Annotated in this window: 10 protein-coding genes; 2 read left to right on the top strand and 8 right to left on the bottom strand. The window is 30.6% G+C overall.

Annotated features, from left to right (window positions below; genetic code table 11):
• Positions 1-43 precede the first annotated feature (43 nt).
• The 5 genes from V6246_RS08840 to V6246_RS08860 all read right to left on the bottom strand — a co-directional run bounded on the left by V6246_RS08840 (position 44) and on the right by V6246_RS08860 (position 4,519).
• A complete protein-coding gene (locus tag V6246_RS08840; RefSeq protein WP_341560060.1) occupies positions 44-655 on the bottom strand; it encodes a hypothetical protein in 612 nt (203 codons plus the stop codon).
• Positions 656-728: 73 nt separating this feature from the next.
• Positions 729-1,190, bottom strand: coding sequence for a hypothetical protein (locus tag V6246_RS08845; RefSeq protein ID WP_341560061.1), 462 nt, complete (start codon positions 1,188-1,190; stop codon positions 729-731).
• A 235-nt stretch (positions 1,191-1,425) separates the two neighbouring features.
• Positions 1,426-2,727, bottom strand: a complete 1,302-nt coding sequence (locus V6246_RS08850; protein ID WP_341560062.1) for an erythromycin esterase family protein — start codon at positions 2,725-2,727, stop codon at positions 1,426-1,428.
• 213 nt (positions 2,728-2,940) lie between these two features.
• On the bottom strand, positions 2,941-3,585 hold the full coding sequence (locus V6246_RS08855; protein ID WP_341560063.1) for a hypothetical protein: 645 nt from the start codon (positions 3,583-3,585) through the stop codon (positions 2,941-2,943).
• Positions 3,563-4,519 (bottom strand): hypothetical protein, encoded by a 957-nt coding sequence (locus V6246_RS08860; RefSeq protein ID WP_341560064.1) that lies wholly within the window; start codon positions 4,517-4,519, stop codon positions 3,563-3,565. Before V6246_RS08860 ends, V6246_RS08855 begins: the two co-directional genes overlap by 23 nt.
• Before the next feature lie 256 nt (positions 4,520-4,775).
• On the opposite strand from V6246_RS08860, the gene V6246_RS08865 reads away from it, so the two are divergent.
• On the top strand, positions 4,776-5,108 hold the full coding sequence (locus V6246_RS08865) for a single-stranded DNA-binding protein (protein ID WP_159018578.1): 333 nt from the start codon (positions 4,776-4,778) through the stop codon (positions 5,106-5,108).
• A 290-nt stretch (positions 5,109-5,398) separates the two neighbouring features.
• Positions 5,399-7,765 (top strand): hybrid sensor histidine kinase/response regulator, encoded by a 2,367-nt coding sequence (locus tag V6246_RS08870; RefSeq protein WP_341560065.1) that lies wholly within the window; start codon positions 5,399-5,401, stop codon positions 7,763-7,765.
• Between the two features lie 14 nt (positions 7,766-7,779).
• On the opposite strand, the gene nadB is transcribed toward V6246_RS08870, so the two are convergent.
• From nadB to V6246_RS08885, 3 genes are all read right to left on the bottom strand, one after another.
• Positions 7,780-9,336 carry an L-aspartate oxidase gene (gene nadB, locus V6246_RS08875; RefSeq protein ID WP_341560066.1) on the bottom strand — a complete coding sequence of 519 codons (1,557 nt, stop codon included), beginning with the start codon at positions 9,334-9,336 and terminating at the stop codon, positions 7,780-7,782.
• Position 9,337: 1 nt separating this feature from the next.
• Positions 9,338-10,264: a quinolinate synthase NadA gene (nadA, locus tag V6246_RS08880; protein ID WP_341560067.1), complete on the bottom strand. Its 927-nt coding sequence runs from the start codon at positions 10,262-10,264 to the stop codon at positions 9,338-9,340.
• Positions 10,265-10,452: 188 nt separating this feature from the next.
• Positions 10,453-12,261 carry a hypothetical protein gene (locus V6246_RS08885; RefSeq protein ID WP_341560068.1) on the bottom strand — a complete coding sequence of 603 codons (1,809 nt, stop codon included), beginning with the start codon at positions 12,259-12,261 and terminating at the stop codon, positions 10,453-10,455.
• Positions 12,262-12,300: the final 39 nt, after the last annotated feature.

Here is a 12,300-nt window from a genome sequence, read left to right on the forward strand (position 1 = left end):
TCCGAAGAAAACCAAATGCAACACAAGAGATTTCTTGCTTTAATTACCTCGTCTTTTGTACCTCAAATTCCATACCGTTCCAATTCAACGATATATTGTAGTCCACATTTTTATCTTCAGTAAAATATTCGTGCTTTATCATCCATGTATCAAAGCCTGCTTCAATTGTTAATGTGTCCATATCTAAGTAATAATACACACGACTATTGTATTCTGATATTTCTTTAAATTGATTTTCCTTCAAGAAAAAATCTTTTGCTTGTATAGATGGCAATACATTAATTTTCTTTAGAATATTACTATCACTCTTTTCCCAAGTCTCGATAGTAGATGTTTTTTCATTTTCTGTATAAGAAACAAGTATTAAAGCACCATCAGTTTTGGTTAAAAAAAACAATGTTACTTGAGAAAACGGATGCTTACATGAAATTGTTAATCTTTCTTTATTTTGAAATGAAACTTTCCAATTTGAAGATTCTCCTTTTTTAACCAAATTATTTATTTCTCCAGATGAAATTCCTTCGGTTGTGTTATCAAAAAGAGAAATGGGAGCAGCTGAAAGAAAATCAGTCAATGCGTTTTGCCCATAAGACACCAAAGTTATTAGTGTAATTAGGATAAAAGAAGTTTTCTTAATCAATATTTTTCTATGCATAACAGAAGTATTTATCAAATAGAAAACTCACAAGAGTTTTGGCGAGAACGACATACAATATCATCATCTATAATTATTGGTTGTTTTTCTTCATTCTCTCGAACAGTTCAATTTCAGAAGCATTCAATTTTGATTTCGGAATCGCTATTGCAAATGGTCTTTCTTGATTTAAAGTTAGCCATATACTTTCTTTGTTCAATTCAATATTCTTAATCCAATTCCAATCTTTCAATTCGGTTAAGTCTTTATTGTTATGATTAATTTTGATTTCAGTTTCATTAAATTCTACCGTGGCGTCAAAGTTTATTTTTTTTGCAAAAGTTTTAGCACTTATGTATTGCAAAGGCCACAATATTAAATTGATTCCTGCAAAAAATATTAGCGCTGTTACTATTGGGCTTAATCCGTTTATTGGTTTCAAAAACCCAAGAATTAAAGTCAATATCAAGTATTTCCAGATGGATTTCTTCATAAAAAAGTGAACCTTCGCTTTAAGAATGTTCTCGAAGTTTGATACCAATCTTTGTTTTATCATTTTGTGCTTTTTGTTTTTTTTATATACTCTTTAATCGTCGTGAATACCAATAATTACTTACGAGGTTAATTCTGGCTCTGCAGCTCGCTTTTTTCTATTATAATAAGCCCCAATACCAATTATGGTTATTACCTCTGCTATAATTGATAAATACGAACCTTCGAACCCGAAAGCACTGCCGTTTATTAAATTGTTTAACCCCTTGTGCAGTTTTACGGCTTGTAAAACGTTTTTTCTAGTTTTCTAAATTAGATTCGGGATTCGATATTTTTTTGACAAAAATCAACCCGTCATATGTTTCTGTGTAAATTTTACTAATCATAATCCTGTGTAGTGGTTTAGGTTGATATCCACCACCTGCTATTAATAAATGTTTGTTTTTTTTGCTAAAAAAGTTTGAGGAATCACTTTCATTTGCTTTTTGCAAATCAATAAAATAAATATCTTTATTAGTAAGCATTAATGTTTTAGAGTATGTTTTTTTGAAAGGTTTTTCTATATGATAGGTTTTCCAATAATTACCTTTTTTTTGATCAATTACAAAACCATTAATTTCTCCAGTTCCAAAGTCGAAACCTACACTGTAATAATCATCTTTATAATAATTTTTTAGATGACGACCTAAATTAATAATATTACTTCCAGTGTAATACATTTCTCTTTTATTTATATGCTCATTATGAGCCCATATAAACGCTTTACCATTCTCAGATTCATTTTCTACAATATATTTTACATTTTCAAACATCTTTAAATCTCTAAACTCAATACTTTTAGGATATTCATCTTTAACTAGAGATGCATATTCAGTATAACTTATTAAATAATTTAAGCTTCTTATTAGAGATTTATGTTCTTCATTCTCTGTTTTTATATTTTGTATTTGCTGTTTTAGTTCTTTTAATTTTGGAATCTGAATTATCCACCAACTATCTTTTTTGCTAAAGTCTATCTTCTTATTTGCACAGCTATCTGCAAGAGTTAACAGATCTTTGTCGATTGTTATTTTGTTTGTATCAAGATAATCTCGAATTTCTTGATTAATATTCTTACCAATTTGAATATCCATTCCGTAAAATCGAATTTGGTCTTCTCTCGGTTTATCTGAATTATAGTTTCTCATCCATTGTAAAAGATTTACAATTTCATAGCGTTGCCAAAAGGGAAGATTAAAGTTTCTAGCTATTGTTTGAATATTTCCATTTCCGCCACTTATCCATTCATTTATTCCAGATTCTGCTTGATAAGATTCTTCCATGATGAAAGTTTTCAAACCTTGTGTTTTTACTAAATGCTTGAAGAATTTAGCTTTTAAGTCGAAAAATTCTTTTGTATTATGAGAAGCTTCTCCAAGCCCATAAATTTTAGCATTTGAAAATTTATTAGGTGTATTTTTTTTAAATATTTTTAGTTCAGAATTAGGATTCGCATCTTCAATTTCTATCGAATTATTATTTATCCAATCTATCGTTTCCTTGTTTTGAGAATTCATTAGAAATGGTAAAATAAATATGAAAATTGAAAATATTATTTTCATTCGTAATTTTTGTTTTAAATGTTTTACAACGTTTAGTATAAGAAATGTAGGGCAGAAGATAAGCACTGCATTTCGGGTTTAACACTTAACCAAATATAATATTTTGCTTTTATCTTTTTTATTGAAAATGCTAAATTTTATATTTGGTGGACTTTGTAAATAAACACAGGACTTTGGAGTTAACACAAAAGCCCTATGTTTTTTTATACATTGTTAGGTACAGTTTTCTTGTATATATTTAATTTCATCTTCTGTTACCTTTTGAGGTTTAAAGGTTATTTTATCAGGGCCATCAATACACCCATATATTTTTGGGTTTGAATTATTTGGGTTTTCGGTAAATATTAATGTTATAGTAAATGTTTGTTTCTCTACTTTTCCAATATGAATTTCAGACTTTTTAATTTCATAAATATTACCTTGTTCAATTACTTCTTCACTTATAATGTTAAGATTAAATTTTGAGTCTGTTCTATTTAGTATTCTTGTGTTTTTTTCTTCATATGTGCCTTCATAAAGTGCGTGAGTATATGGTTCTTCATTGAATGAATTAAAAAGTATGTTTTTTATATTACCCATATAAACATAACTCGTAATGTTATAATAATGGTTATGAATATTTAGTTTATCTTGGATTGACTCCCTATTATCTGGCCAAATATGTATTCGGATTTTGGCATCATCACTATACTTGTATAGTTCAGAATAATAAAATCCTAAGGGGTGTTTCAATAAAACTATTTCATTTATTTTATTAATTATCTCTTTACAAGCATTGTGGATTTTATTTGTATCTTTATTAGCATAACTTTCTCTTAATTGAGTAAAATAAAGTTCAGAAAATTGATTTTTTTTCATTTAAAATAGCTGTTAATTCTTTTAGATACTCTTCGTTTAAATTAAAATTATATTCTTCAGAAATCCTTTTAACTAAACTTTCGTCAATTTCCGTTTTTCTATTAATATCTTTTACTTGTTCAATTTCAATTTTTTTTGATTGATTTCCTATTTGTGTAATTTCTTCTTTAAAAGTCTTATACAAAAAAGCATCTTTTGTTGATGAAATAGCAAAATCTCGTTTATCTTCTTTGGTTATAATGCAGTTAAAATCATTAATATCAATTCTAGTTGTAGTATATGTTTTCTTTAAAAATATATCAATTTTAATTAAGTTATACATTGATTTATAAATTATGGCATTGAATATTGTAGCCAAAATTTGAGATTTCAAAAAATCTTCTGTCCAAGTAAAATCTGAATTTATATTTGAATTTAAAGAGTTTTTAAAATTCACATAATTCTTACAGGCATCATCATTTTCATAATCAATTATACATATTTTTAAATTAATAGTAGAATTACTTTTACCAGCTTTTTTTGCTAATTTAGGAATAGTTACGTTTCTGGTGTACCTTCCTGCTCCACCAGAGAAATACCAAAAGGTAGATTTTTTTCTCCCTATTTCAAAACTATCTGAAATTCTTATAGGTTCTATTATTTCAAGTTTACTTTCTTCATCAGGAACTTCAATTTTAAAAAGGAAAATCCCAATTATTATTGAAACTATTAACGAGGTTATTATTTTGTCTATAATCATTGTTAATACCTTTGCGGTTTCATTATGTGGGCACAACAAATGATTATTTATGAAGTATTTTGATGAGAGAAGTGCAATTATTATTAGTATACAATAAATAATAAATGCGTTCCTTTTTTTATTATGTTTTAAGATTGTTTTCATTTTTTTTGAATTGTACCTAACTCCGTATAAACCATACGCAGCCAAATTCATGTTTTAAATTCCCAAGCTAACATACTCAAAAAAACAATAAAAACAGCGGTTTCTGATTCATTTTCAGCTTTTTAACATTCATAAATAATAATCGTTTACAAACGACTACAAACATTTACAAACGATTTTAAGTAATTAATTACCGAATAAAATTTGCAAGCTGTTAGATATTTGCAGTGTTGAAACCATTGAGGTTCAATAGTATTAACTGTTTAACGAGCTTACTATAGATGGTAGGCATTAAAAAATTTAAATTATGAATGCACTTAGAAACAAAGTACAGTTGATTGGTAGATTAGGGCAAGACCCAGAAATTGTAAATTTTACCGATGGTAATAAAATGGCGAAGTTTTCGCTAGCTACCGACGATAGCTACAAAGACAAAAACGGCAACAAAGTAGAACGTGCTTACTGGCACAATATTGTGGTTAGAGGCGGCCTTGTAAAGGTTGTTGAAAACTATGTTACAAAAGGAAAAGAAATTGCCATAGAAGGCAAATTAACAAACCGTAGTTACGATGATAAAGATGGCACTAAACGTTACGTTACCGAAATTGTTTGTAACGAACTCCTTATGCTAGGTAAATAATACTTAACGTAAATACATTTTTTAAAAGCAGCATCTAATTGAGGGATTAGGTGTTGCTTTTTTCTACATCAGTATAGCAAATTAAAAACCACATTGATTAAAATTTAACCCATAAACTTCTGAAATTAAATCTGAAATTTATTTCAATAAAAGCATATTGAAAGAATTTACACCTATTAAAAACATCGTTGAAATACATTTTTAAACGTCAAAATACGATATTAATGTTAATAAAATTTAATAACAAACATTTATTACCTATGTTTGGCCTGTTTAATGCATCCCCCTACATGAAACAGTTTTTAGCTTTAATCTACTTATTCAGTCTGTGCCTGTACGCACAAGACGATGTCTACTTTCCTGAAAAGAGTAAAGGAGAATTATATGAATATGCTCAGTTTACCAACGCTGGTAGCTTAAACATAAAACTTAACGATGTTACCCAAAGCCCACTACTCCATTTTGAAAATTTAGAATCGAACAACCAAAGTGTTGGTTTTACATCTGATAGTTATTGGATTCGTTTTAAACTCCAAAATAGCGGCGCAGAATCTAAAACCTACTATTTAGAAACCGGACGCCCTGTAACCGATCATGCAGAACTTTATCAAATTTCTAAAGCTGAAACTAAAGTGTTTAAAAGTGGTGACCAAATAGATTTTGAAGATAAACAGGTGAAACATAGATCTACAATTTTCAAAATCAATTTACCTCCAAATGAAACTCAACAAATTTATATTCATCTAAAAAGTGATGGAGAAACCATAAACCTACCTTTAAATTTATACAGCGAAGATTCTTTTTGGAAAACAAATTACTTCCAACAATTATTTTTAGGTCTTTTTTATGGCCTACTCCTTTTAGCTGGTATTATTTACTTGTTTTTTTACAGCACCATAAAAGAAAAAGCCTTTTTGTATTATGGTATCTATGTATTTTCAATTTGCTTTATGCAAGCGGCTTTAGATGGTTTTATACACGAGTATATTTTTACAGATGCAAGCTTTCTTAATAGCCGAATAGTACTAATAACCGCCTTGTTTTCTAACTTTTATCTGCTTAAATATTGCGAATATTTTTTACAAGTAGACACGCATTTAAAATCTTTTAAAACGGCATACTACGTAGCTTACGGTATTATTGGATTCTTGTTTACATTGCTATTTGTAAACTCCAAATCTTTAGAAATCGCCTACCCAATAAGTAACTTAAATGGCTTATATAGCTTAATTTTAATACTATCTAGTGTATTTACATTACGCTATAAGCGCATTAAAATAGATCCTTATTTCTCTTTTGGTATTTTGTTTTTAGTAATTGGCTTACTCGGTTTTGTAATGAATAATTTAAGCCTACTACCAAACAACTTTTTCACATTGAATAGCTCTAAATTCGGATCTGGGTTAGAGGTAATTTTCTTATCACTTTCCATGACGAACTTGATAAAATACATGCGTATTCAAAAAGAAAAACTACAAAAAGAAGCGTTAATAAAATCGGAAGAAATAGGTGAGCTTAAAACTTATTTCATGTCTAACATGAGCCACGAACTTAGAACACCTATTAACGCCATTATGGGTATTGCTGAAATTGAATTAGGCCGTCAAAAGAATAAGAAAACAAATGAATCTTTCGAAATCATAAAAAATGCGTCGTTAAGCCTACTAAGTAACGTGAATGATATTATCGATTTTGAAAAAATTGAAAACGATAAATTACATCTAAGCCCTACCGTTTTTAATCCTGCTATTAAATTACAGGAAATTAGCGCCAATTGGAAAATTGAAGCAGAGAAAAAAGGACTCATCTACAAGTTTGATTTAGATAACAGAATTCCAAAAAAAATACTAGCCGACTCCACACGTTTTGTGCAAGTAATAAATAACGTGTTGGCAAATGCTTTAAAATTTACCGACAAAGGGAATATTTATTTTAAGTTGATTTGCAATGAAATAAACGCGGATACCTGCCAGTTTTCTATTCAAATTTCGGACACAGGTATTGGCATAGACCAAAATTCTATAAAAAATGTATTTGAAAGTTTTAGTCAAATGCGACTAAATCATAAACGTGAATTTGGGGGTATTGGCCTAGGCTTAACCATAGTTTACCATATCGTTAAACTATTTGATGGCGAAATAAAAATTACCAGCAAAATAAATCAAGGTACAAACGTATTTATTAATTTAAACTTCCGATACATTTCCGAAGAACAACCTGCAGTAAAAAACATTATTAACTCCCATAAAGACAAGCCTTTGAAAATCTTAATAGCAGAAGACAATAAGATAAACCAAATGGTTTTATCTCGAATTTTAAAGACCAAAAAGAATATTTCATTCACAGTTACCAACAACGGAAAAGAAGCTATAGAAATGCTTAAAACCGAAACTTTTGATATTATTTTAATGGATTTACAAATGCCAATTATGGATGGTTACGAAGCCACATCCATCATTAAAGGCGGCAATTTAGGCTCTGTAATAGCGGGTATCCCAATTATAGCGATAACAGCAGATGCTATAGACGAAACTAGAGCACACGTTCTAAAACTCGGTATGTGCGATTACATTACCAAACCATTGAATCAAGATTTATTATTCGAAAGAATATACACGCACTGCTTCCCAGATGATAATATTTTGAAAATTGCTTAGTTTAAAACTTAGTATTAAACATTATCAATATTAAAATACCCACCTTTATTTTCCTTGCGCTCTATAGATTGGTTTACAATTAAATGAGCAACGTTTAGCATATTACGTAATTCGCACAGCGAGGTTGTTATTTTCGACTTTTTATAAAAAGCCTCTACCTCATCATAAATTAAGTCTAATCGCTTAATAGCACTCTTAAGCCTATCATCACTACGCACAATACCAACATAATCACGCATAATAGCTTGTAATTGTTTTAAATTATGCTGAATAATAACGTGCTCTTTAGCAATAGTTGTACCCTTATCATCCCAGTCAGGAATATCTAAATCAAAAGTTTCTAAAGTATTTTTACTATGAAATTTAAAAATATTATGTGCATAAACCATAGCCTCTAGCAAAGAGTTTGATGCCAACCTATTTGCACCGTGAAGTCCTGTTTTAGTACATTCTCCACAAGAAAATAGATTTTTAATAGATGTTCTTCCATCCATATCTACATCAATACCACCACACAAATAATGCGAGGCTGGCACCACAGGAATCCAATCAGTTTTTATATCAATATGGTTATCTAAACATTTTTGGTAAATATTAGGAAAGTGTGCTTTGAAACCATCAATATCTAAATGAGAACAATCTAAAAACACATGCGTTTCCCCCGATTTTTTAAGCTCACTATCAATACTTTGAGACACAATATCGCGCGACGCTAATTCGGCACGATCATCATAATCAGGCATAAAACGATGTCCATTTTTGTCGCGTAAATACGCTCCAAAACCACGTACGGCCTCAGATATTAAAAAAGAAGATTGATCGCCACGAACATCATACAGAGCTGTAGGATGAAACTGTACAAACTCCATATCGGAAATTTTAGTTTTGGCACGGTATGCCATAGCAATACCATCTCCTGTAGCAATAACAGGGTTAGTGGTGTGTCCGTAAACACGACCAATACCACCAGAAGCTAACAATGTGCTTTTAGCTTTTATGGTGAAAATTTCGCCCGATTTTTGATTTAAAACATAAGCACCATAACAACCTTTCTCTAAAGGCTTAGGCCTTTCAATATGATGATTTGTAATTAAATCGATAGCAAAATGATGCGGTAATAAGGTAATATTTGGTAATTGATGTACACGCTTTAATAAAGCCATTTCAATTTCAAAACCTGTAATATCTTTATGGTGTACAATACGAAATTCCGAATGCCCACCTTCTTTACCTAAATCTAAATTTCCGCTAGCATCTTCATCAAAATTAGCGCCCCATTCTAGTAATTCTTTTAATCGATTTGGCCCTTCATTTACAACCATTTCCACAACCTCCTTACTACAAAGTCCGTCCCCCGCAATTAACGTATCGTCTACATGCTTTTTAAACGAATCTTTTTCGTGATTTAAAACAATGGCCACACCACCTTGAGCATATTTAGTATTAGATTCTTCCTCCGAAGCTTTTGTTACAATAACAACATTTCTCTCGGGGAATTTCTCTGCAATTTTAACCGAAAATGTTAATCCTGCAATACCTGAACCAATTACTAAATAGTCTGCCTTTATCATATTATTTTGAAAGTTCTAACATACGCTCAATTGGCAATAATGCACGTTCACGAATTTTCTCGTCAACATCAATCTGTGGCGATTCGTTAAGCAAACAATCATATAATTTCTGCATGGTATTCATTTTCATGAAATGACATTCACTACAAGCACAAGTATTATCCTCCTTGGCTGGCGCCGGAATTAATTCTGTATCTGGCATTTCTTCTTGCATTTTGTGCAAAATCCCTGCTTCGGTAGCTACAATAAATTTCTCGTTAGCATGCTCTCTAACAAAGTTTATCATTCCAGAGGTAGAACCAATATAAGCAGCCGTATCTAAAATATGAGTTTCAGATTCTGGATGTGCTATAATTTTATGCTCCGGATATTTTTTATGTAATTCAATTAATTTATCGATTGAAAATGCTTCGTGCACAATACAACTACCATCCCAAAGTAGCATATCCCGACCTGTTTCGTTTATTATATATTGTCCTAAATTTCTATCTGGAGCAAATATAATTGGCGTTTCTTTTGGTATAGATTGTACTATTTTCAATGCATTGGAAGATGTACAAACAATATCACTTAGCGCCTTAATTTCAGCCGAACAGTTTACATAAGTAATCACCACATGGTCTGGGTGTTTTTTAGTAAACGCAGCAAAATCTTCTGGAGGACAAGAATCGGCTAAAGAACAACCTGCATTCAAATCTGGTAAAACAACTGTTTTAGATGGGTTTAAAATCTTTGCAGTTTCCGCCATAAAATGCACACCTGCAAACACAATAATATCAGCATCGGTTTCAGCAGCTTTTTGAGACAAGCCTAAACTATCACCAACATAATCGGCAATATCTTGTATTTCTGGCACCTGATAATAGTGCGCCAAAATAACGGCATTCTTCTCTTTTTTTAAGCGTTGTATTTCTTTCACTAAATCCATAGTAATCCTCATTTAACTGCAAATATCTTAATTAAAATGCGTATTAAATTCAGAATACCTTAAAAAAACCATGAGAATAAAAAACCAGCATTCTTTTTATAAAATCATTAAATTATTGTTAAGTAAACTCTTAAATAAATGTCAAAAAACAAAAAGCGTTTTGCGAAAAACCACAAAACGCTTTAGATTTAAGCTTTAATAGTTAAGCTTTCTATTTCTAATTGAATCTCGTTTAACGTTAATTCCCCTTTAAAAAGTTCAGACAAAACAGATGCCTTAATATCTACAAATTCATTTTTTACATCATTAAAAAGCGATTGATAATACGCCACACCGGCTTTCATGTTCTTTGTAAAATTCAATAAGTATTTTTCTTCTTTTTTATTCATCGACACTCGAGCCTCAGCTAGTTTGTTTTTTAAGAAATCGATATAAATATCAAGCTCTTTAATAAACAAATTAGGTCTATCTGTTCTGGAAACCATATTATCTCGCCCGTAAATATGATCGGTCATATTTTTTAAACTCATTACCTTAGAATAATATGCCATATTAGGTCCCGGACAAACAGAAACACCTTCGCCTTCCGTTTTTGTATCTAAACCGTAAGCCAAAAGCGCAGAAGTACCCAAACCAACACAAGTACAAGATTTTTCAATAATTTTATTGTATTGGTTTTGATAATCTTCCGGAGATAATTCTTGGTCTTTTAAAGCTTTTATTTTAAAATGTTGATATTCTCTAGATGCCGTACAAACACCTGTTTCTTTAAACTCTTTGTTCATGGCTACAAATTTCTTTGGGCACGAACTTCCTGGTCTACCTTTATCTATTCTAACCTGCTTTTCAGCATCTTTTGTATTATCTTTTAGATTATTAAAAGGCACACCTAACGGAGAAATATCACTTAAATACAAGTCGCTTTCTTCAGCTTTAGCTAGTTTACTCAGCGTATCTTTATCTACAGTTGTAGCTTCTGGAACTAACAAAAATGGACTACCCCAGCCTACAGAATCTAAGTTGTAATGTTTCATTAAAAACTCATGCTCTTCAAAAGTTCCAACACCTCCTTGTGCTGTAATTTCAAAGTTTAATTCTTGTTTTGGTATGGCTTTATTTTGATTTAAAAGCTCCTGACTTAAAACACTATAAATTGTTTTTTGAAGCTCATCTCTATGCGCTTTAAACTCAGCCAAAACAGGCCCTAAAAGATAACCTTCTGTAGCAAAAGCATGACCGCCACAATTTAAACCAGACTCTATTCTATATTCCGAAACCCATAAGCCTTTTTTGGCTAGAAACTTCCCTTGAATTAAGGCCGATCTATAATCGCTAACCTTTAAAATAATACGTTTTTTAAATGCACCATTTTCATCTGGAAAGAAATCATTAAACTGAGACATATACGCATATAATCTCGGGTTCATACCAGCAGAAAGCACTACAGACGAATTTAATTTACTATTAGCAAAACCACGTAATGCAGCATGTGCATCGTTAAATTCTACAGGTAATTTTTCATCTTTTATATAGTTATCTTTATCAACTTTCGTCATGATATTAACATCAATCGCGCCCATAGATAAATTGTTACTCACCCAGTTTTTAACCTTAGAGAAATCTAATTCTTTAGACGTTAGTTTTTCGAATTCAGCCTTTATTTTAGAGCCATCGGGCAACATGCTGATATAATTAAAAAGTTCTTCGCTTTTTTCTGTCGAAACATTTTTTAATTCTTCAAATTTCTTACCCGCTAAATCGCTAATTAAATTTAAATAAGAGGTAATTCTTTTTGCTCTAAAATCTTCTATTTTATCCGAAATTTCATGGTAAGGCACCTCAAACTTTTCGCTGTACATTTTTCGTAATTTTTCAAGCAGAATATCATCTACCAAAGAAATTACAGAATCCATACCGTATTGCGCAACTTTTAATGGAGTATCTATTGTAAATCCTATTCCCATTACAGGAATATGAAATGAATGTGTGTTTTTCATATTAATTGAATTAATCAACAAATGTAGACTAGGAATAGA

Origin of the sequence: Algibacter sp. TI.3.09 (assembly GCF_038154905.1) — a bacterium.
Classification (GTDB): Bacteria; Bacteroidota; Bacteroidia; order Flavobacteriales; family Flavobacteriaceae; genus Algibacter.

Bases quoted from the DNA above. Each gene is read 5' to 3' on its own strand.
- V6246_RS08870 (WP_341560065.1), top strand. From the start codon at position 5,399: ATGAAACAGTTTTTAGCTTTAATCTACTTATTCAGTCTGTGCCTGTAC.
- V6246_RS08855 (WP_341560063.1), bottom strand. From the start codon at position 3,585: ATGAAAAAAAATCAATTTTCTGAACTTTATTTTACTCAATTAAGAGAA.
- V6246_RS08845 (WP_341560061.1), bottom strand. From the start codon at position 1,190: ATGATAAAACAAAGATTGGTATCAAACTTCGAGAACATTCTTAAAGCG.
- V6246_RS08840 (WP_341560060.1), bottom strand. From the start codon at position 655: ATGCATAGAAAAATATTGATTAAGAAAACTTCTTTTATCCTAATTACA.
- V6246_RS08885 (WP_341560068.1), bottom strand. From the start codon at position 12,261: ATGAAAAACACACATTCATTTCATATTCCTGTAATGGGAATAGGATTT.
- nadA (WP_341560067.1), bottom strand. From the start codon at position 10,264: ATGGATTTAGTGAAAGAAATACAACGCTTAAAAAAAGAGAAGAATGCC.
- V6246_RS08865 (WP_159018578.1), top strand. From the start codon at position 4,776: ATGAATGCACTTAGAAACAAAGTACAGTTGATTGGTAGATTAGGGCAA.
- V6246_RS08850 (WP_341560062.1), bottom strand. From the start codon at position 2,727: ATGAAAATAATATTTTCAATTTTCATATTTATTTTACCATTTCTAATG.
- nadB (WP_341560066.1), bottom strand. From the start codon at position 9,336: ATGATAAAGGCAGACTATTTAGTAATTGGTTCAGGTATTGCAGGATTA.
- V6246_RS08860 (WP_341560064.1), bottom strand. From the start codon at position 4,519: ATGAATTTGGCTGCGTATGGTTTATACGGAGTTAGGTACAATTCAAAA.